Consider the following 20,235-nt stretch of genomic DNA (forward strand, 5'->3'; position numbering starts at 1 on the left):
GCGTGGACGCGCAGAGCCCTGCCGCCGCGGGGGGTCGTCCGACGCGTGCCGCGCGGGCCCCCTACGTGATCCCGGGGGCGATCGTGCGACCGGCGATGCGGGCCCTCGTCCGCCAGGTGTGGGAGGGGACCGAGCACCTGCCCGAGACCGGCGCGATCCTCGCCGTCAACCACATCTCGGAGGTGGACCCGCTCTCCGTGGCCCACATGGCCTACAACCAGGGCCTGCTGCCGACCTTCCTCGCCAAGGCCGAGCTCTGGAAGGTGCCCGTGCTCAAGCAGGTCCTCGAGGCCACCCGCATGATCCCGGTCGAGCGCACCCGCGACGGCGGCCGCTCGCTCGCCGCCGCCCGCGAGGCCGTCGCCACTGGCCGGGCGATCATCGTCTACCCGGAGGGCACCGTCACCCGCGATCCCGACGGCTGGCCGATGGCCGGGCGCAACGGGGCCGTGCGCCTCGCCCTGCAGACCGGCGCCCCGCTCATCCCCGTCGGTCAGTGGGGCATCCAGGAGTTGCTGCCGTACGGCGGCCGCTCCCTCCGCGTCCTCCCGCGCAAGACCGCCCGGATCCGGGTCGGCGCGCCCGTCGACCTCGCGGACCTGCGGGACCGCCCCGTGACGGCGGCGACCCTGCTCGAGGGCACCGGCCGCATGATGGCCGCGATCACCGACCTGGTCGCCGAGCTGCGCGGAGAACCGGCCCCGGAGGGCCGCTGGGATCCCACGGCCGGAGCGCGGGTGACCGGGGCATGAGCGATCCGCACACCGTCGCCGTCCTCGGGGCCGGCAGCTGGGGGTCGGCCTTCGCCCGCGTCCTGGGACTGAGCACCAGCCCCGAGTCCGCCCGCGCGTCCGAGATCGTGATGTGGTCCCGGCGGGCCGAGGTCGCCGAGGCCATCACCGAGCGACACGAGAACCCCGAGTACCTGCCCGGCATCACCCTGCCCACCTGCGTGCGTGCCGTCACCGACGCCGCCGAGGCGGTCCGGGGCGCCGGCGTCGTAGTGGTGGCCGTGCCCGCGCAGCACGTGCGCGAGACGCTGCGCACCGTGTGCGCCGACCTGGCCCCGGACGCCGTCGTGGTCTCCCTCGTCAAGGGCCTCGAGCGCGGCACCGACGCGCGGATGTCGCAGGTCTGCGCGGAGGAGCTGGGCCTCAGCCCGGACCGGTTCGCGGTGGTCTCCGGACCCAACCTCGCCCTCGAGATCGCGCGCGGCGAGCCCACCGCCACGGTGGTCGCCTCGGCCTCGCGCGCGACGGCGGAGCGCATCGCCGCCCTCACGGCCGGCCGGACCTTCCGGCCCTACACGAACACCGACGTCGTGGGCGTGGAGATCGGCGGCGTGGTGAAGAACGTCATCGCGCTCGCCGTGGGCATCTGCGACGGGCAGGGGCTGGGGGACAACTCCAAGGCCTCCGTCATCACCCGGGGCCTGGCCGAGACCACCCGGCTGGCCGTCGCGCTCGGCGGCGACCCGGCCACCATGGCCGGGCTCGCCGGCCTGGGCGACCTCGTGGCCACGTGCGCCTCGCCCCTCTCCCGCAACCGCACGGCCGGCCGCCACATCGGCACCGGCCTCAGCGCGGAGGAGGCGGTGGCCGCCATGAGCCAGACGGCCGAGGGCATCAAGTCCGTCTCCGCCATCGTGCACGCCGCCCGCGCCCACGGTGTGGAGATGCCCATCAGCGAGCTGATGGACCGGGTGGTCGCCGGGGACGTGGCCGTGGACCGCCTCGCCGAGCTGCTGCTCGCCCGTGACCTGAAGTCGGAAGGACGCACCGCATGACCGCCATCCCCGCCCCGGAGGCCGCCGCCGGCGCGCGTCCCCGCGTGCTCCTGCTCTTCGGCGGCCGCTCGAGCGAGCACCCCATCAGCTGCGTGACCGCGGCGGGTGTGCTGCACGCGGCCGACCGTCAGCGCTGGGACGTCGTGCCGGTGGGCGTGGCCCGCTCCGGCCTGTGGTCGCACGATGAGCTGGACGTGGCCTCGTTCCGCCTGGACGGCGACGCCCTGCCGGAGGTGCCGGAGCCCGCGGCCCCGGTGAGCCTGCGCGCCCTGCCGGACGGCACCGTCGAGCTGACCGCGGCCGACGGCTCCTCGCTGGGCCCGGTGGACGTCGTGTTCCCGCTGCTGCACGGCCCCTGGGGCGAGGACGGCACCCTCCAGGGCATGTTCGAGTCGCTGGGTCTGCCCTACGTGGGCTGCGGCGTGCTCGCCTCCGCGGTCGGCATGGACAAGCACTTCATGAAGGTCGCCTTCCAGGCCGCCGGCCTCGAGGTCGGCCCGTGGGAGACCATCACCGCCCGCGACTGGGCGCGCGATCCGGAGGCGGCCCTCGCCCGCGCCGGGGCGCTCGCCTACCCGCTGTTCGTCAAGCCCGCCCGCGCCGGCTCGTCCTTCGGCATCACCCGCGTCACCGAGCCCGCGGGTCTGCGCGCCGCCGTCGAGGAGGCCCGTCGCTTCGACCCCAAGGTCGTGGTGGAGGCGGGCATCGTCGGCCGCGAGATCGAGTGCGCCGTCCTCGACGGGCACGGCGCCGCCGCCCCGCGCGCCTCGCTGCCGGGGGAGATCGTCGTGGCCCACGACGAGGGCGAGACGCAGTTCTACGACTTCGAGTCGAAGTACCAGGACACCGGCACCACCCAGCTGTCCTGCCCGGCCGAGCTGCCGGGGGAGGAGATCGAGCGGCTGCGCGCCCTGGCGATCCGCGCCTTCGAGGCCGTGGACGGGTCCGGCCTGGGCCGCTGCGACTTCTTCTTCACCCCGGACGGGCGCTGGGTGGTCAACGAGATCAACACCATGCCGGGCTTCACGCCCATCAGCATGTACCCGGCCATGTGGGAGCGGACGGGCCTGTCCTACGACGATCTGATCTCGGAGCTGCTGGACCTCGCCCTCGAGCGGGGCGTCGGCCTGCACTGACGCGGCCCGCGGCCGGCCCGCGCCGGTCTCAGCCGACGGGTGTGGCGTCCTGCACGCTGACGCAGCCGCCGCTGGGCTCGATCTGCGCGACCGCCGAGGACAGGCCCACCATCACGGTGTCCGAGCTGGCCTGGTCCTTGCCGAACAGCACCTCCACGGCCGGGTCACGGCCGTAGGTGGTGATCCGCCAGTTCTCGTCCTCGTCCCGGATGACCCAGTCGATCCCGTCCACGGAGATGCAGCGGTCCGTGGTGGGGCCGGGGACCTCGGCGCCGCAGCGCAGGACGACGGCGGCCGGGTCACCCCACACGGCCGTCGCCTGGCTGTCGGTGGGGCGCAGGTCGAGGTCGCCCAGGGCGTCGGGCATGGCCACCATGGCCGGGGCACACGCCGGGTCAGCGGCGTGGGGCGCGGCCTCCACCGTGGCCACCCGTCCGGTGCAGGCCGTGGCGCCGAGGGCGATCGCGGTCAGGAGGGGCACGAGACGACGCAGACGGCGGGATTCCATCCGCCCAGGATACGTGCGGCGCCGGGACCCGCGGGGGCCCGTGCCCTAGCATGGGCGGGACCGTTCCCGTCCCCGCCTCAGGAGCCCACGTGAGCAGCACCGCGGACCCCCGCCCCCGCCCCCCGCAGGAGGACGTCGCCGTCGGGCGGCGCCGTCGTCGTCGCCGCCCGTGGCTGATCGCCCTGGCGGTGGTGCTCGTGGCGCTGCTGGCCGTGGGCATCGCGGCGGCGGTGTACGTCGGCGGGATCGCCCGGATCATCGACCAGGACACCCAGCGCTTCGACGGCGGCGCGTTCCCCGCCGAGTCGGGCCGCCCGGGCGCCGCGGGGGCGTCCGCCCAGCAGCCCACCGCGCCGCCGCCCGGCATGGACGCGGACCAGGCCGCCGAAGGCGCCCAGGGCCCCGTCGCCCCGGACGCGGACGAGAAGGCGGACGAGCAGGCCCTCGACGTGCTGCTCGTCGGCGAGGACGCGGGCGCGGAGGGCCGTGACTCCGCCGGCCGGTCGGACACCCTCATGTGGGTCCACGTGCCCGGGGACCGCAGCGAGATCCAGGTCATGTCCATCATGCGCGACATGTGGGTGCCGATCCCGGGACACGGGGACCACAAGGTCAACGCCGCCTACCAGTACGGCGGCATCCCGCTGACGGTGGCCACCGCGGAGAACATGTTCCAGGCGCGCGTGGACCACGTGGTCGCCGTGGACCTCGCCGGCTTCAAGGGCCTGGTGGACGCCCTGGGCGGCGTCAGCGTGGACAACCCCAGCGCCTTCGTCTCGACCGGCGGCATCGACTTCCCCGCGGGCACCGTGCAGATGGACGGGGACAAGGCCCTGGCCTACGCGCGGGAGCGGTACAACCTGCCGCGCAGCGACTTCGACCGCGTGGAGAACCAGCAGCGCCTGGTCAAGGCCATCGTGGCCGCGTTCCTCTCCCGGGACACCCTCTCGGACCCGAGCCGCGTGCAGGCCGCCGTCGAGGAGTTCGCCCCTTTCCTGACCCTCGACGACGAGCTCGACTCCAGCACCCTCGCGAACCTGGCGTGGTCCCTGCGCGACGCGCGCGACGCCCCGATCGTGACCAGCACGGTGCCGTCCGTGGGCGTGGGCTACACGGACACCGGCGAGGACGTCGTGTGGCCGGACTGGGCGGCGATCGCCCGCCTGGGCGAGGGCATCCGCACCGGCACCCTGGGGGAGGCCGTGGCGCCGTGAGCACGCCGACCCGGCCGTCGCTGGTGCCGCACTGGCTCGCGCTCGCGGAGGAGCTCGTGGGCCGGGCCGCGCCGCGGCTCGACGCCCTGAACCTCTTCCCGGTCCCGGACGCGGACACGGGCACGAACATGCTGGCCACGCTGACGGCGGCCCGCACCGCGGCCGACGCCTGCCCCGCACAGGACGACGCCGGCGCCGTGCTCGCGCACGCGGGCGCGGCCGCGCTGGACTCGGCCCGGGGCAACTCGGGCATGCTGCTGGCGGTCAGCCTGGCGGGGATGGCCGAGCCCCTGCGCGGCCGGGAGCGTGTCGACGCGTTCGCCCTGGCGGCGGCATTCGGGGCCGCCGACCGGGCCGCCCGGCAGGCCCTGTCGGATCCGCGCGAGGGGACGATCCTCACGGTGCTCTCCGCGGCCGCCCGCAGCCTCGCGCGCTCGTCCACCCAGGCCCCCGACACGCCCGCGGTGGCCGGGGACGCGGACCCGGCCGTGCGGCTGGGCCCGGCCGTGACCGTCATGCTGGCCGACTGCGTGCAGGCCGTGGAGGAGACCGAGTCGTTGCTCGCCCCGCTGACCCGGGCGCACGTCGTGGACGCCGGCGCCGTCGGGCTGCTCTGGGTGTTCGAGGCGCTGCGCGCCGTCGTCACGGGCACGCCCGTGGACGAGGAGCTGGCCACCGCGCTCCACGGCTACGTCGAGGGCGCCCATGCCGCGGAGGGCGAGCCCGCCGCCGCGGCGGAGGAGCCGACCGAGGGGGCCGTCGAGGTGATGGGCACCCTGGCCCTCACCCCGCTCGCCGCGGCCGAGCTGCGCCGACGGCTGACCGACGTGGGGGACGCCGTGATCCTCGCCCCCGTCGGGACCGCCCGTGACGCGCAGGGCCGGGTGCCGTGGCGGGTCCACGTGCACGTGCCCCGCGCCGAGGACGCGATCGGCCCCCTGCGGGCCGCCGGCGACGTGGAGGGCCTGGCCGTCACCGACCTGGCCGAGCCGTCGCACGGCGACGACGCCGCACCGGATGGGTGCCATGGCCGCTGAGGCCCCCGTCACCGACCTGCCCCTGTCCGAGGTGCTGGGCGGGAAGCTGCCCGCCCGCCTCGAGAAGGAGCTCGGGCTGACCACGGTCGGGGACCTGCTGGACCACGTGCCGCGCCGCTGGATCGAGCGCGGCGAGCTCACCCCCATCGCCGCCCTGCCGTACGACGCCGAGGTGACCGTCGTCGCCGTCGTGGAGTCGGTGACCACGCGGCGCATGCACAGCCGGCCCGGGTTCATCGTGGACGTCACCGTCGCGGACCCGTCCGTGGCCGGCGTGCCGGGGGCGAGCCTGTCCATGGCCTTCTTCAACGGCCACGACGCCCGCCGCCGCCTCGCCCCCGGGATGACCGCCATGTTCCAGGGCCGCACGACCGAGTACCGCGGCCGGATCACGCTGAACAACCCGGACTTCGCGCTCCTGGACGACGACGTCGCCCCGGGGGAGGTGGACGTGCGACCGGTCCCGCTCTACCGGGCCACGGGGAAGCTGCCGTCGTGGACGGTCCGCTCCGCCGTCGCCCGGGTGCTCGAGACCGTCGACCTGGGACGGATCCCCGAGCTGCTCACCGAGCGGATCCGCGCGGAGGCCGCCGCGGCGCTCGACCTGGACGCGCCGCTGCCGGGCACCGCCCAGGCGTACCGGGACCTGCACGCCCCTCACGACGTCGCCGCCACCGGCCCGGCGCGGACCGCGCTGGCCCTGCGTGAGGCGCTGCTCGTCCAGGCCGCGCTCGCCTGGCGCCGGGACCGGGAGCGGGCGGTGCCCGCCGTGCCCCGCCCGCCGCGGCCCGGGGGCCTGCTCGAGGCCCTGGACGCCCGCCTGCCGTTCGCGCTGACGCCCGGCCAGGTGGCGGTGGGGGAGCAGCTGTCCGCCGAGCTGGCCCGGGACGCCCCGATGAGCCGGCTGCTGCAGGGGGACGTGGGCGCGGGCAAGACGCTCGTGGCCCTGCGGGCGATGCTGCAGGTCGTGGACGCCGGCGGCCAGGCCGCCCTGGTGGCACCCACCGAGGTGCTCGCCGCGCAGCACCACCGTGCCCTGCTGCGCCTGATGGGCCCCCTCGCCGAGGCCGGCACCCTCGGGGCCGGCGACGGCCCGGCCACAAGGGTCGCGCTGGTCACCGGCTCGCTCAAGACCGCCGCGCGCCGCGAGGCCCTGCTGGCCCTGGCCTCCGGCGAGGCCGGGATCGCCGTGGGGACGCACGCCCTGCTCTCCGAGAAGGTGGGCTTCGCCGAGCTGGCCCTGGCCGTCGTCGACGAGCAGCACCGCTTCGGCGTGGACCAGCGCGAGGCCCTGCGGCGGGCCAACCCCGGCACGCACCTGCTCGTCATGTCCGCCACGCCCATCCCGCGCTCCGTGGCGATGACGGTGTTCGGCGACCTGGACCTGTCGGTGCTCGAGGGGCTGCCCTCGGGGCGACAGCCGGTCACCACGCACGTGGCGCGGATGGCCCACGGCCCGCGCGTGATCGGCCGGGTGTGGGAGCTGATCGCCGAGCACGTGGCGGCCGGCCACCAGGCGTTCGTGGTGTGCCCGCGCATCGACCCCGACGACGCCGACCCGGGTCACGCCAACGTGGAGGAGATGACACCCCGGCTGCGGAGTCTCCCGGCGCTGGCGGGGCTGCGGATCGACGCCGTGCACGGGCGCATGGACCAGGCCGAGCAGGACGCGGCGATGCAGGCCTTCGCGCGCGGGGAGACGGACGTGCTCGTGGCGACCACCGTCGTGGAGGTGGGTGTGGACGTGCCCAACGCGACGGTCATGGCGATCCTCGACGCCGACGACTTCGGCCTGTCCACCCTGCACCAGCTGCGCGGCCGCGTGGGCCGCGGGCCCGGGGCGGCGGTCTGCCTGCTGGCCACGCGCCTGCCGGACGGGCACCCGTCGCTGCGCCGGCTCGAGGTCCTGGCCCAGGAGCAGGACGGCATGCGCATCGCGCAGGAGGACCTCGCGCAGCGCGGCGTCGGCGACGTGCTCGGCGCCGCCCAGTCCGGGCTGGCCTCGGGGCTGCGCCACGTGGACGTCATCGCCGACGCCCCGCTGATCGCCGTGGCCGCCGACGCCGTCACGCGCGTGATGGCGGCCGGCCCCGGGCTCTCCGCCCACCCGGCGCTCGCCGCCGAGGTGGCCCGCTGGGAGGCCGAGCACCTCACCGCCGCCGACTACCTCGAGAAGGGCTGAGCCATGTCCCGCATCATCGCCGGCGCGGCCGCCGGGCGGCCCCTGACCGCCGTCCCCGGCACCGGCACGCGCCCCACCACGGACCGCACCAAGGAGGCCCTGTTCTCGTGGCTCGAGGCCCGCGACTGGCTGGACGGGACGGCCGTGCTCGACCTCTACGCCGGCTCCGGCGCCCTGGGGTGCGAGGCCGCCAGCCGCGGAGCGGCATCGGTGCTGCTGGTCGAGCGGGACCGGAAGGCCGTGACCGCGTGCCGCGCGAACGCCGCGCTGGTCAACCGGGCGCGCGGGGCCGACGTCGTGCGCGTGCGCGCCGGGAGCGTGGAGCAGGCGCTCGCGGCGGAGGCCGCGCCCGTGGACCTGATCCTGGCCGACCCGCCGTACCCGGTGGCCGGCGCGCCGCTCGAGGCCGTGCTGGAGGCGGCGGCCGGGCGGCTTGCCCCGGGCGGGCTGTTCGTGCTGGAGCGGGCGGCCCGGGACGCGGCGCCGCGCCGGCCGCGCGGCCTCGAGGAGGTCGAGGTGCGCGTCTACGGCGAGACCGCCCTGTACCTCTGGCAGGACGAGCGCTGACCCCACCCACCCGTTTTCGTTCGGGAAACGGCGGCGTCTCGGCCCGTTTTCGTTCGGGAAACGGCGGCGTCTCGTCCCGTTCTCATTGGGGCGACGAGAGGGCGGAACGGACTGTGCTCAGCACCGAACCGCGAGCACGGCGGCCGCCGTTTCCCGAACGCAAGTGCTCCGGGGACCGCCGTTTCCCGAACGAAAATGCTCTGGGGACCGCCGTTTCGTCAACGAAAGCGTCGGGGGTCAGGGCGTGCGCAGCCGCGGGGCCGCCTCGGCCAGGCGGCGCATCGCCTCGTCGATCGCATCGGGAGACTTGCAGAACGCCAGCCGCAGCCACGACCGCAGGTGGCCCCCGTCCGGGCGGCAGAGCGCGCCCACGGGGATGCCCGTGACGCCGGCCTCACGCGTCCACCGCACCGCGGCCTCGGCCGCGTCCGTCACACCCCACGGGGCCAGGTCCACGACGACGAAGTAGCCCGCCGCCGGGACGACCGGGTCCAGGCCCGCCTCCCGCAGGCCCGCCACGAGCCGATCCCGGGCGTCGCGGTACCGCTCGCGCTGGCCGGCGAGGTGCCGCTCGGCGTCGTCGGTGGGCAGGTAGGCACCCAGCGCGCGCTGGAAGGCGGGGCCGGAGGAGTAGGTGAGGAACTGCTTGACGGCGCGCGCGGCCCCGACGAGCTCGGCCGGGCCGGTCAGCCAGCCGACCTTCCACCCGGTGACCGCGAACGCCTTGCCCGCGCTGGAGACCGTCAGGGCGATGTCCTCGGCGCCCGCGACCGAGCGCAGGCTGACGTGCTCGCCCTCGTAGACGAGGTGGTCGTAGACCTCGTCCGAGAGGATCAGCACGCCCCGGGACCGGCACAGGGCCACGAGCTCCTCGAGCAGCTCCCGCGGATAGACCGCGCCCGTGGGGTTGTGCGGCGTGTTCACGATGAGCAGGCGCGTGCGGTCGGTGATCGCGTCCGCCACCCGCGCCGGGTCCGGCAGGAAGTCCGGCGCCTCCACCGGCACGCTCACGTGTCGGCCGCCGGTCAGGGCGATCGTGGCGGCGTGCGAGTCGTAGAACGGCTCGACCGTGACGACCTCGTCGCCCGGGCGCACGAACGCCAGGACCGTCGCGGCGATGCCCTCGGTGGCACCCGTGGTGATCATGACCTGCGTGGCGGGGTCCTCCGTCACGCCCCAGTGGCGCCGGCGGTGCTCTGCGACGGCCTGCCGCAGCACGGGGTCGCCCGTGCCGGGGGCGTACTGGTTGGGGCCCGCCAGCACGGCGTCGGCCGCCAGCCGCAGCAGCGCGTCGGGGCCGTCGGCGTCGGGGAAGCCCTGGCCGAGGTTCACGGCCCCGTGCTCGACGGCGAGGCCCGTCATCGTCTCGAACACGGTGGGCACGGGGCCGGCGTCGCCGAGCAGGCCCGCGGCCGCCGCCGTGCGACGCCACGGCGCGTCCACGTCGACGTCGTGCCGTGCTGATCCGGGGGTGGCCTGGTTTCCGTCCATGGCCGCACTGTACCCATCGCCGCGGACCGCCCACGGCGGTGCGCGCCGCGTCCGTCACGACCGCGGCGCGCCGGAGCCGGACCGGACGGGCGTCCGTCGCCGCCCGGCGCGGCCCCCGCTAGGCTGGCACCCATGCGTCGTGCCGTCTGCCCTGGTTCGTTCGATCCCCTCCACAAGGGGCACGTCGAGGTGATCGCGCGAGCCGCGAACCTCTTCGAGGAGGTCGTGGTCGCCGTGTCCTCCAACCCGGCCAAGACGTACCGCTTCAGCGTGGACGAGCGCATCGCCATGATCGAGGCGACGGTGTCCTCCCTCGCCGGCGTCGCGGTCCGGCCCATGGGCCCGGGCCTGCTGGCCGAGTTCTGCCGGCAGATCGGTGCAGAAGCGATCGTCAAGGGGCTGCGCGGCGGCGCCGACCTCGAGTTCGAGGCACCGATGGCCGCGATGAACCGCCACCTCACCGGGGTCGAGACGGTCTACCTCCCGGCCGACGCCCGGTACACCCACGTGTCCTCCTCGCTCATCAAGGAGGTCCATGGACTCGGTGGCGACGTCGCCGAGCTCGTCCCGGCCGCGGTCCTGCGCGGCCTCGACGGCGGGGCCTGACCCCGCCCGGCCCACCCGCGGGCCATCCCTTCGCTCGTCCCACCGCATCCACCGCAGGAGAACCGCCGATGACCGTCCCGCCCCCCTCCCGCCCCCGCACCCGCAAGGCCGTGATCCCGGCCGCCGGCCTGGGCACCCGCTTCCTGCCGGCCACCAAGGCCATGCCGAAGGAGATGCTGCCGGTGGTGGACCGCCCGGCCATCGAATACGTGGTGTCGGAGGCCCGGCGTGCGGGCCTGGCGGACGTGCTGATGATCACGGGCCGGAACAAGCGGGCCCTCGAGGACCACTTCGACCGCCATCCCGCGCTGGAGGCCGCGCTGGAGCGCAAGGGCGACGCCACGCGGCTCTCGCAGATCCGCGAGTCGGACCTGGTGGGGGACATCCACTACGTCCGTCAGGGCGAGGCCCTCGGGCTCGGCCACGCGGTGAACTGCGCACGCCGCCACGTCGGCGAGGAGCCGTTCGCGGTCCTGCTGGGCGATGACATCATCGGCGACGGCGAGGCGCTGCTCGAGCGCATGATCGACGTGCAGCAGCGCCTCGGCGGCTCCGTGATCGCCCTCATGGAGGTCCCGGAGGAGGCCGTCTCGGCCTACGGCGTGGCCGCGGTGGAGGCCGTGCCGGGGGAGGGCGACGACGTCGTCCGCGTCACCGACCTCGTGGAGAAGCCGGCCCGCGAGGACGCCCCCTCCACCCTCGCGATCATCGGCCGCTACGTGCTGGTCCCGCAGGTGTTCGACGTGCTGGACGAGACCCCGCCCGGCCGCGGCGGGGAGATCCAGCTCACCGATGCGCTGCAGAGGCTGGCCACGGAGGAGGGCGAGGGCCGCGGCGTGCACGCCGTCGTCTTCGACGGCCGCCGCTACGACACGGGGGACAAGCTCGGCTACCTGCAGGCGGTCATCGAGTTCGGGACGCGGCACGAGGACCTCGGGGCCGACCTGCGGGCCTGGCTCCGGGAGTTCACCGCCGGGCTCTGAGCCGGGCCGGCGACGCGCGGACCGCCGCTGGCTTTGGCCGAGGCGGACCCACCCGGTAGGATGGGCTGTCGGTCCGTCGTGGCTGGACCCGTGTCCAGGCCGCATCGCATCCCCGCAGAGGGCGTGCGGACGGGCCGTGTACCCCCGCCGTCCCACCCGCCGAGAGGAGCGACCATGGACAGCATCCAGCACCACGGCGCCGACTCGCCGTGGGTGATCCCCGTGCGCGATCTGACGCGCGGGGCCGGAGTCCAGCGCGAGCTGACGGCCGAGTGGCCCGCCCCCGCGGGCGTCTCCACGCCGCTGCTGGGGATCCCCGAGGGGGACCCCGTCGAACTGGACCTGCGTCTGGAGTCGGTGCACGAGGGAGTCCTCGTCACCGGCACCGCGGACGCGACCCTGAAGGGCGAGTGCGGCCGTTGCCTGCGCCCGCTGCACGAGGGGATCACCGTGGACCTGCAGGAGCTGTACCTCACCGGCACGTCCGAGGACGACGCCGGCGAGCAGCCGCTCGTGGTGCGCGAGACCGTGGACCTGGAACCCGTGTTCCGGGACGCCGTGGTCATCGCCCTTCCGTTCCAGCCGCTGTGCCGGCCGGACTGCGAGGGCCTGTGCGCCGACTGCGGCATCCGCCTCGAGGACGCGCCCGAGGGGCACGCCCACGAGCGCGTGGACCCGCGCTGGGCCGCCCTGGCCCACCTCGCGGGCACCTCAGAGACCTCCATCACCGAGACAGAAGAGAGATAGTCGTGGCAGTCCCGAAGCGGAAGATGTCCCGTGCCAACACCCGTGCCCGCCGGTCGCAGTGGAAGGCCACCGCGCCCGCCCTGGTGAAGTCCGTCGAGAACGGTCGTGTCTCGTACCGCCTGCCCCACCAGGCCGAGCTGAAGACCGACGCCGCCGGCACCCCCCTGTTCTTCGAGTACAAGGGCCGTAAGGTCGCCGACGCCTGAGATGGCGTCCCCATCGGCTCGCCGCGGGCCTGAGCCCGCGCCCGAGCCAGAAGAGCTGTTCGAGCGTCTCGGCGTGCACATCACCGCCGAGACGCTCGAACGCGCTCTGACGCACCGCTCGTTCGCCTACGAGCAGGGCGGGCTGCCCACCAACGAGCGCCTCGAGTTCCTCGGGGACTCGGTGCTGGGCTACGTGGTCACCGACCACATCTTCACGGTGTACCCGGACCTGGCCGAGGGCGACCTCGCGCGCCGCCGGGCCGCCGTCGTGTCCACGCGTGCCTTGGCGAAGGTGGCGCGCCGGATCGGCATCGGCCCGTTCGTGCGCCTGGGCACGGGGGAGCGCCGCACCGGCGGGGCGGACAAGGACTCGATCCTCGCCGACACCCTCGAGGCGCTCATCGGCGCGGTCTACGTGGACCACGGGGCTGTGGCCGCGGCCGCACTCGTGCACCGCCACGTGGTGCCGCTGCTGGACGAGCCGGACCTGCTGCGCGAGAGCACCGACTGGAAGACGGTCGTGGCCGAGGCCGCCAGCCGGCACGGTCTCGGCGCCGTCCGCTACGCGATCGAGGGTCAGGGCCCCGCGCACGACCCCCGCTACCGGGCCACCCTCGTCGTCGGCGAGCGCGAGTACGGCTCCGCCGTCGCCAGCTCCAAGAAGCAGGCCGAGCGGGACGCCGCGGCCGCCTCGTGGCCCGCCCTCGAGGCGGATCTGCCGGCCGCGGGGCGCTGAGCCCGTGCCGGAGCTGCCCGAGGCCGAGGTCGTCCGGCGCGGCCTGGCCCGGTGGGCCACGGACGCCGTCGCCGCGGAGCTCGAGGTCCTCGACCCCCGCTCGCTGCGTCGCAGCCCCGGCGGTGCGGACGCCCTCCGGGAGCGGCTGCGCGGCGCCCAGCTGGCCGAGCCGGCTCGCCGCGGCAAGTTCCTCTGGCTGCCCCTGGCCGAGGGCGACGACGCCGTCGTCGTGCACCTGGGGATGAGCGGGCAGATCCTCGTGGACGAACCGGGGGCCGCCGACCAGCGACACCTGCGCCTGCGCCTGCCCGTCACCGCGGCGGACGGCTCCGCCCGCGAGCTGCGGTTCGTGGACCAGCGGATCTTCGGCGGCTGGTGGCTCGACGCGCTGCGGCCCGACGACGCCGCCGGCGGCGAGCGGATCCCCACCACGGCCGCCCACATCGCCCTGGACCCGCTGCACCCCCTGTTCGACCCCGCGGCCGTGCACGCGCGCCTGGCGCGCCGCCGCTCCACCCTCAAGCGCGCGCTGCTGGACCAGTCGCTGGTCTCCGGGATCGGCAACATCTACGCGGACGAGGCCCTGTGGGGCGCCCGCCTGCACCCCGAGCGCCCGACCGAGCGCATGCGCCGGGCGGACACGCTGCGCCTCATGGCGGCCGTCCAGGACGTGATGCGCCGGGCCCTGGAGGTGGGGGGCACGAGCTTCGACGCGCTCTACGTCAACGTGGACGGGCGATCGGGCTACTTCGCCCGCTCCTTGGCGGCCTACGGGCGCACCGGGCAGCCGTGTCGCCGCTGCGCCGCCGAGGGGGTCGACTCCCGCATCGTCCGCGTGCCGTTCATGAACCGTGCGAGCCACCTGTGCCCGCGCTGCCAGCCGACGCCCCGCCGTCGCCGGGCCGCGGCGGCCGACGCCTGACGAGGCGTCCGTAGACTGGGCTGACCCCCGACCTCGAGCAGGAGACACGAGTGAGCCATCCCCCGGCCGCGTCCTGGACGCCCGAGCCCCTGCCGCGTCCCGAGCCCCCGCGCGACGACGCCCCGCCGGTCGCGCGGCGCCGCCGGCGCTGGCCGTGGGTCGTCGGCGTGCTCGCCGTCCTGCTCGCGGCGCTGCTCGGTCTGGGCGCCTGGTACGCGGGCTCGCTCGGGCGCACCTTCGACGACCACCGGCAGACGGTGGACGTGGGGGCGCTCGAGCAGGCGGCCGGCAACGGCCCGCTGAACGTGCTCGTCCTGGGCTCCGACTCCCGCGAGGGCGAGGGCGAGCAGGACATGGGCCAGCGCTCGGACACCATGATGCTCGTGCACATCCCCGCGGACCGACGCCAGGTCTACGTCATGTCCGTGCTGCGGGATTCGTGGGTCACCGTGCCCGGCCACGGTGAGGCGAAGATCAACTCGGCCTTCGACACGGGCGGCTACGCGCTCGCCGTGGACACGGTGGAGCTGCTGCTGGGAGTGCCGATCCACCACGTCCTCGAGGTCGACTTCCAGGGCTTCCGGGGCGTGACGAACGCGCTGGGCGGCGTCGAGGTCTGCAACCCGCAGGCCTTCTCCTCCGGTCAGGCCAACCCCTCGTACTACCCGCGCGGACACATCCTGCTGCAGGACACCGCCGCCCTGCGCTACGTGCGCGAACGGCACGCCTTCGACGACGGTGACGTCACCCGCGTGAAGAACCAGCAGCGTTACCTGGCCGGGGCGATGGACCGCTTCCTCAGCCCGCAGATCCTGGGCAATCCCGCCCGCACCACCGAGGTCGTCGCCACGTTCTCCGACCACCTCGGTGTGGACGAGGGGCTCACGTCGGGCGTGATCGCCTCGCTCGCGTGGCAGCTGCGCGACGTCCGCGGCGAGGACGTCGAGATGTTCACGGTGCCTCGCAAGGGCTTCGCGGAGGGGCCGAACGGCGACGCCATCGTCGAGCTCGACGAGGACAAGCTGGCGGACCTGCGCTCCGCCCTCGCCGACGACGACGTCCAGCGCTATGTCGACGAGCACGAGCCTACGAAGGAGAAGAAGGCCCAGGCCGCCGGCGGGCCCGCCCCCGTGCTGACCCTGCTGACCGGCACCACGCCCGCACCCGCCCTCGGGGAGGACCCCTGTGACGACTGAGCCGCGCCGCCCCCGCCTCCTGGTGGTCTCCCACTCCTACCGGCCCGAGCGCACCCCGCCCGCGCGTCGCTGGGGCGCGGTCGTGGCGGCGCTGCGGTCGGCGGGCTGGGACGTCGACGTCGTCGCGCCCGGGGGCGTGCGCCCCTTCGCCGGGCCCGACGGCGAACGCGTCCTGCCCACGCCTCGCCTGCCCCTGGGGGAGGCCGGTCGCAACGGTCGCTTCGCCGAGGCGGTGGTGCACGCGCTGCTCGCCATCCCGCGTGGGATGGCCACCCGACGCCCGGACGTGGTGGTGGCCACCGTGCCCGCCCTGCCCGTGGTGGTGCCCGGCGTCGTGCTCTCCCGCCTCTGGCGCCGCCCCCTCGTGCTGGAGATGCGCGACGCCTGGCCGGATCTCGCCCACGAGGCCGGGGTGCACCAGGGCCTGCTGGGCGCCGCGATGGAGCGTGTCGTGACCGGCGGTCAGCGCGCGGCCCGACTCGTGGTGACCGTCACGGACGGCTTCGCGGAGACGCTGCGCGGGCGGGGGGTCGAGCGTGCCGAGACCTTGTGCAACGGCGTCGAACTCGCAGGCCTGGCGTGGGCACCTGCTCGGAGGCGCGAGCCCGGGGACCTGCACGTCCTCTACCTCGGCAACATGGGTGAGAGCCAGGGGCTCGAACGGCTCGTGGAGGCGGCGGCCGAACTCCGCCAGAGCCGGCCAGGGGTGCGGGTCCGGCTCGTCGGCGCCGGCACTCGGCGCGGCGAGCTCGAGGCGCGTAACGCGGAGCTCGGCTCCCCGGCCGAGATCCTTCCTGCCTGCTACGGCGAGGATGCGGCGGCCCAGTACGCCTGGGCGGACACACTCGTCGTGGCGCTGCGGCCCGACTGGCCCAGCTTCCGCCACACGGTGCCGTCGAAGACCTACGAGGTGCTCGCCGTCGGCCGGCACGTCACCGGGATGGTCACCGGCGAGGCGGCCCGCACCCTCGAGGACGCCGGGGGAGCCGACGTCATCGGCCCACGGGTAGCTGACCTCGTCGCGCATCTGACCGCGCTCGCCGACGATCCGGCTCGCACTGACGTGGGGGAGGGCGGCCGCCCGTGGGTCCGACGGCACGCGGACCTGCCGAGCGTCGCCCGGCGTTACGTCCGGCTGCTGGGGCAGCTCGTCCCCGACTACAGGAGACACGCATGACCTCCATCCTCCTCGATTCCGTCCGCGCACTCGGCCACGCGCCACTCGTCCTGCGGACGGTGGTCGACCACCTGCGGGACGACCCGGCGGTCCTGGGCCTGCAGATCAGCCGTCGCCTGCCGCTCGCGGCACGCGTGGGCCTGGGGCGCCTGGCAGAGTCCCTGCCCGCACGCCCCGGCGTGGTCTTAGGCGCCGTGGGTCTCGCGGCCGCCGGCCGGCACGTGGACCTCCTCGAGCACGTCGAGGCGGTCCTGCCGTCCGCCGGCGCGCCAGATCGGGTGCGACTGGCGGACGTGCTCACGGCCGCGCAGGAGCCTGACCGGGCCCAAGCCGTCCTCGACGCCGTGCCCGTCGACACGCCGGGCTTGGCCGCCGCAAGGGCCCGCGTGGCCTGGCACCGCGGTGACGTCGAGGCGGCCATCTCCCTGCTCGGCGGCACCGGCCGGGACGGTGTCGTGCGAGCCCGGCTCGCCTCCGAGGTGCGTGCTCTGCGCGGGGGCGCCCTGCCGTTGCCGCGGGCAGACCGGGACCGGGCCGTTGGATATCGGCCCCGCCCGGGCTCGGCACTGTTCGTCCTGACCAACTCCCTGCCGCACACCGGTTCCGGATACGCGCAACGCAGCCACAGCCTCGCGTGCGCGCTGCGGGACGAGGGCTGGCACGTAGAGGCCGTCACCCGGCTCGGTTGGCCGGTCCAGACCGGCGTGCTCACCGCCGCCCGACGCGACATGGTGGACGGCATCGTGTACCACCGCCTCCTGCCCTCGAGCCTGGCCCGGGGATTCGACGGACGGCTGGCTCAGCACGCGCGGATGCTCCTCGATCTGGTCCTCGAGCGCCGCCCGGCGGTCCTGCACACCACCACCCACTGGGTCAACGCCGTGGTGACCCGCGCGGTTGCGGAGGCCGTGGGCGTCCCGTGGGTGTACGAGGTGCGCGGGCAGCTGGCGGACACCTGGGCCTCGACGCGCGGACCCGAGGCGCTGCGCTCCGACCGCTACGCCCTGTTCACGGCCCGCGAGGACGACGCCGTGCGTTCTGCCGACGGCGTCGTGACGCTCGGTGAGCAGATGGCCCGCCGCATCGCCGCGGCCGGCATGGACCGGGACGCCATCGTGCTCAGCCCTAACGGGGTGGGGGGCGCCTTCCTGGAGGAGCCCGCCCCACGCGAGGATGCTCGCCGCCGTCTCGGGCTGTCCCTGGACGACGAGATCGTCGGCACCGTCTCCTCCGTGGTGCCGTACGAGGGACTCGACGACCTTGTGCGTGCCGTCGCCGCGCTCGTCGACGAGAGGCCGCGCCTGCGGCTGGCCGTGGTGGGGGACGGCGTTGCCCTGCCGGCCCTGCGCCGGCTTGCGGCCGACCTGGGGATCGAGGATCGGCTGCTCGCGCCGGGACGGGTGGACCGTTCCCTGGCTCCCGTGTGGCACCAGGCCCTCGACGTCTTCTGCGTGCCTCGCAAGGACACGGGCGTGACCCGGGCGGTGACGCCCATGAAGCCGCTGGAGGCCATGGCCACGTCCCGGCCCGTCCTCGTCTCGGACCTGCCCGCGCTGAGCGAGATCGTCGAGGACGGCGTGACCGGACGGGTGCTGCCGGCCGAGGAACCGGAGGCGTGGGCCGCCGCCCTGGCGGCGCTACTCGACGACCCCGCCGCGGCCCGCGGCCTCGGAGCCAGGGCGCGGGAGTGGGTGCTCGGGCATCGGACCTGGGCGGCGAACGCCCGGCGCTATGACGCCCTCTACCGGCGCCTGGGCGTGACGGCGCCGTCTGCCTGAACTGATCCCTATACTCGACAGAGCATCACGGGGAGTCCGGCCCGCGCCGGATTCTGCCCTTGCCACCGCTTAGACGAACGAGGACCTCTAGATGACGACGCAGATCAAGGACGTGGCCGTGATCGGCCTGGGCTACATCGGGCTGCCGACAGCTGCCATCCTGGCCGAGAACGGCGTGCGTGTGCACGGCGTGGACGTCAGCCAGCGCACCGTGGACGCGGTCAACGCAGGCACCGTGCCCTTCGTGGAGCCGGACCTGGCGGACTTCGTGGAGCGCAACGTCAAGGCCGGTCGACTGTCCGCGTCCCTCAACACGCCGCAGGCCGACGCGTACATCGTCGCGGTCCCGACGCCCTTCAAGGACGGCCATTCGCCGGACCTCGGCTACATCGAGGCTGCGGCCCGCGGTCTCGCCCCGCAGCTGCGCGGCGGCGAGCTCGTGATCCTGGAGTCCACCTCGCCCCCCGGCGCCACCGAGCACATGGCCGCCGTCATCCGCGAGGCACGGCCGGACCTGGACGGCGTCACCCTGGACTTCGCCCACTGCCCGGAGCGGGTGCTGCCCGGCCGGGTCATGATCGAGCTCGTCACGAACGACCGCATCGTGGGCGGGTCCACGCCGGAGGCCGCGCAGCGCGCCAAGCAGCTGTATGAGGCGTTCTGTCAGGGGGAGATCCTCGTGACGGACTGCGTCACCGCGGAGATGGCCAAGCTGGTCGAGAATTCGTTCCGTGATGTGAACATCGCCTTCGCGAACGAGCTGTCCCTGATCTGCTCCGACCTGGGGATCGACGTGTGGGAGCTCATCGAGCTTGCCAACCACCACCCCCGTGTCAACATCCTCCAGCCGGGCCCCGGCGTGGGCGGCCACTGCATCGCTGTGGACCCGTGGTTCATCGTCGACGCCGCACCGCAGACGGCCCGCATCATCCGTGCGGCCCGCGAGATCAACGACGGCAAGCCGAAGTGGGTCGTGGACCAGGCCAAGGCCGCCGCGTTCGACGTGCAGCAGGCCACCGGCCGTGCCCCCGTGGTGGCCGTCCTCGGTCTGGCATTCAAGCCGAACATCGACGATCTGCGTGAATCGCCTGCCCTGAACATCGCGATCGAGGTGGCGCAGCAGTTCACCGGTTCGCGCATCCTCGTCGTGGAGCCGCACGTGGAGGAGCTGCCCGCTGCGCTGGCCGGCCGTGACAACGTGGAGTTGGTCCCGGCCGAGGACGGCATTCGGGAGGCGGACGTCGTCCTGCTACTGGTGGACCACGATGCGTTCGCCAGCCTCGGTGCCACCACCGAGGGCAAGAAGGTCATCGACACGCGCGGCCAGTGGCGCTGACACGAACTCGGCACCTGTGGCGGGGCGGTCGGTGACGGCTGCCCCGCCCCGTATGTCCCAGACGGGCAGTACCACGACCAAGGAGGACAACATGCGCCTGCTCGTGACCGGCGGCGCCGGATACATCGGGTCTCACTTCGTCTCCGTAGCACGGCAACAGGGCCGGGCCGACATCGTCGTCGTTGACGACTTCTCGACAGGCCTCAGACAGCGCGTTCCGGCCGATGTCCCCGTGTACACGATCGACCTCGCGAGCGACGCGGCCGTAGCTGCGCTGACCACTCTCCTTAAAGAAGAGTCGATTGACGTCGTCGTTCACTTCGCCGCGAAGAAGGTCGTCGCGGACTCCGTCGTGCAGCCGGAGGATTATTTTCGGTCGAACGTCGGTGCAACTGTAAACGTGCTGGCTGCCATGAGAGCTGCGGGAGCCGCGTCGATGATCTTCTCCTCGTCGGCAGCGGTCTATGGTGAGCCGGACGGGCGTGGCGGATCGAGACCGCGAGCTCCTGCGCCGTGTGGTGCACGGCCAGCGCGCCGGCCTGCGGGGCGCCGATCTCCCCCATCGCGCCGCTGAGCAGCGCGGCCACCGGCACGCCGAGCGCCATGGCCTCGACCACGGCGAGCCCG

The 20,235-nt window shown here is 74.6% G+C and carries 20 protein-coding genes; 18 read left to right on the top strand and 2 right to left on the bottom strand.

The annotated features are described in order from the left end of the window. The first annotated feature begins 2 nt into the window (after positions 1-2). From KVS67_RS00850 to KVS67_RS00860, 3 genes are read left to right on the top strand one after another with little or no spacing between them, the layout of a single operon-like run. Entirely contained in the window at positions 3-752 is a 750-nt protein-coding gene (locus KVS67_RS00850) for a 1-acyl-sn-glycerol-3-phosphate acyltransferase (protein ID WP_260845915.1), read from the top strand. Continuing rightward, positions 749-1,786, top strand: coding sequence for an NAD(P)H-dependent glycerol-3-phosphate dehydrogenase (locus KVS67_RS00855; protein ID WP_063190354.1), 1,038 nt, complete (start codon positions 749-751; stop codon positions 1,784-1,786). The genes KVS67_RS00850 and KVS67_RS00855 overlap by 4 nt, the downstream gene beginning before the upstream one ends. Then, on the top strand, positions 1,783-2,922 hold the full coding sequence (locus KVS67_RS00860) for a D-alanine--D-alanine ligase family protein (protein ID WP_063190355.1): 1,140 nt from the start codon (positions 1,783-1,785) through the stop codon (positions 2,920-2,922). Before KVS67_RS00855 ends, KVS67_RS00860 begins: the two co-directional genes overlap by 4 nt. 28 nt (positions 2,923-2,950) lie before the next feature. Here KVS67_RS00860 and KVS67_RS00865 read toward each other — a convergent pair whose 3' ends face one another. Next, the gene (locus KVS67_RS00865) at positions 2,951-3,430 is read right to left on the bottom strand and encodes a DUF3515 family protein (protein WP_063190356.1); all 480 of its coding nucleotides are present in this window, start codon (positions 3,428-3,430) and stop codon (positions 2,951-2,953) included. Positions 3,431-3,519: 89 nt separating this feature from the next. Between KVS67_RS00865 and KVS67_RS00870 the strand changes: the two genes are divergently transcribed. From KVS67_RS00870 to rsmD, 4 genes are read left to right on the top strand one after another with little or no spacing between them, the layout of a single operon-like run. Further along, positions 3,520-4,644 (top strand): LCP family protein, encoded by a 1,125-nt coding sequence (locus KVS67_RS00870; protein WP_036312907.1) that lies wholly within the window; start codon positions 3,520-3,522, stop codon positions 4,642-4,644. Beyond that, positions 4,641-5,681, top strand: a complete 1,041-nt coding sequence (locus KVS67_RS00875) for a DAK2 domain-containing protein (RefSeq protein ID WP_051995172.1) — start codon at positions 4,641-4,643, stop codon at positions 5,679-5,681. The genes KVS67_RS00870 and KVS67_RS00875 overlap by 4 nt, the downstream gene beginning before the upstream one ends. After that, the gene (locus KVS67_RS00880) at positions 5,671-7,863 is read left to right on the top strand and encodes an ATP-dependent DNA helicase RecG (RefSeq protein ID WP_063190357.1); all 2,193 of its coding nucleotides are present in this window, start codon (positions 5,671-5,673) and stop codon (positions 7,861-7,863) included. Before KVS67_RS00875 ends, KVS67_RS00880 begins: the two co-directional genes overlap by 11 nt. Positions 7,864-7,866: 3 nt before the next feature. Next, the gene (gene rsmD / locus KVS67_RS00885) at positions 7,867-8,430 is read left to right on the top strand and encodes a 16S rRNA (guanine(966)-N(2))-methyltransferase RsmD (protein WP_063190358.1); all 564 of its coding nucleotides are present in this window, start codon (positions 7,867-7,869) and stop codon (positions 8,428-8,430) included. 237 nt (positions 8,431-8,667) lie between these two features. Here the strand turns inward: rsmD and KVS67_RS00890 are convergent, their stop codons facing one another. Then, entirely contained in the window at positions 8,668-9,921 is a 1,254-nt protein-coding gene (locus KVS67_RS00890) for an aminotransferase class I/II-fold pyridoxal phosphate-dependent enzyme (protein WP_206496372.1), read from the bottom strand. A 132-nt stretch (positions 9,922-10,053) separates the two neighbouring features. Between KVS67_RS00890 and coaD the strand changes: the two genes are divergently transcribed. The 11 genes from coaD to KVS67_RS14370 all read left to right on the top strand — a co-directional run bounded on the left by coaD (position 10,054) and on the right by KVS67_RS14370 (position 20,182). Beyond that, positions 10,054-10,527, top strand: a complete 474-nt coding sequence (gene coaD, locus KVS67_RS00895) for a pantetheine-phosphate adenylyltransferase (protein ID WP_195081842.1) — start codon at positions 10,054-10,056, stop codon at positions 10,525-10,527. Positions 10,528-10,595: 68 nt separating this feature from the next. Further along, positions 10,596-11,510, top strand: coding sequence for a UTP--glucose-1-phosphate uridylyltransferase GalU (gene galU / locus KVS67_RS00900; RefSeq protein WP_134416645.1), 915 nt, complete (start codon positions 10,596-10,598; stop codon positions 11,508-11,510). A gap of 174 nt (positions 11,511-11,684) precedes the next feature. Next, positions 11,685-12,257, top strand: coding sequence for a DUF177 domain-containing protein (locus KVS67_RS00905; protein ID WP_002856392.1), 573 nt, complete (start codon positions 11,685-11,687; stop codon positions 12,255-12,257). Between the two features lie 2 nt (positions 12,258-12,259). Continuing rightward, positions 12,260-12,463 (top strand): 50S ribosomal protein L32, encoded by a 204-nt coding sequence (rpmF, locus tag KVS67_RS00910; RefSeq protein WP_002856390.1) that lies wholly within the window; start codon positions 12,260-12,262, stop codon positions 12,461-12,463. A 73-nt stretch (positions 12,464-12,536) separates the two neighbouring features. Beyond that, positions 12,537-13,199, top strand: a complete 663-nt coding sequence (gene rnc, locus KVS67_RS00915; protein WP_217564700.1) for a ribonuclease III — start codon at positions 12,537-12,539, stop codon at positions 13,197-13,199. A 4-nt stretch (positions 13,200-13,203) separates the two neighbouring features. Further along, positions 13,204-14,121, top strand: a complete 918-nt coding sequence (mutM, locus tag KVS67_RS00920) for a bifunctional DNA-formamidopyrimidine glycosylase/DNA-(apurinic or apyrimidinic site) lyase (RefSeq protein ID WP_134416647.1) — start codon at positions 13,204-13,206, stop codon at positions 14,119-14,121. A 50-nt stretch (positions 14,122-14,171) separates the two neighbouring features. Beyond that, on the top strand, positions 14,172-15,317 hold the full coding sequence (locus KVS67_RS00925) for an LCP family protein (RefSeq protein ID WP_217564696.1): 1,146 nt from the start codon (positions 14,172-14,174) through the stop codon (positions 15,315-15,317). Further along, the gene (locus KVS67_RS00930) at positions 15,307-16,494 is read left to right on the top strand and encodes a glycosyltransferase family 4 protein (protein ID WP_217564697.1); all 1,188 of its coding nucleotides are present in this window, start codon (positions 15,307-15,309) and stop codon (positions 16,492-16,494) included. Before KVS67_RS00925 ends, KVS67_RS00930 begins: the two co-directional genes overlap by 11 nt. Beyond that, positions 16,491-18,272: a glycosyltransferase gene (locus KVS67_RS00935; protein ID WP_217564698.1), complete on the top strand. Its 1,782-nt coding sequence runs from the start codon at positions 16,491-16,493 to the stop codon at positions 18,270-18,272. Before KVS67_RS00930 ends, KVS67_RS00935 begins: the two co-directional genes overlap by 4 nt. Positions 18,273-18,363: 91 nt before the next feature. After that, positions 18,364-19,608 (top strand): UDP-N-acetyl-D-mannosamine dehydrogenase, encoded by a 1,245-nt coding sequence (gene wecC / locus KVS67_RS00940; RefSeq protein ID WP_044659148.1) that lies wholly within the window; start codon positions 18,364-18,366, stop codon positions 19,606-19,608. A gap of 91 nt (positions 19,609-19,699) precedes the next feature. Beyond that, entirely contained in the window at positions 19,700-20,182 is a 483-nt protein-coding gene (locus KVS67_RS14370) for an NAD-dependent epimerase/dehydratase family protein (protein WP_217564699.1), read from the top strand. Positions 20,183-20,235 lie beyond the last annotated feature (53 nt).

Origin of the sequence: Micrococcus sp. GbtcB5 (genome assembly GCF_019091605.1) — a bacterium.
Classification (GTDB): domain Bacteria; phylum Actinomycetota; class Actinomycetes; order Actinomycetales; family Micrococcaceae; genus Micrococcus; species Micrococcus luteus.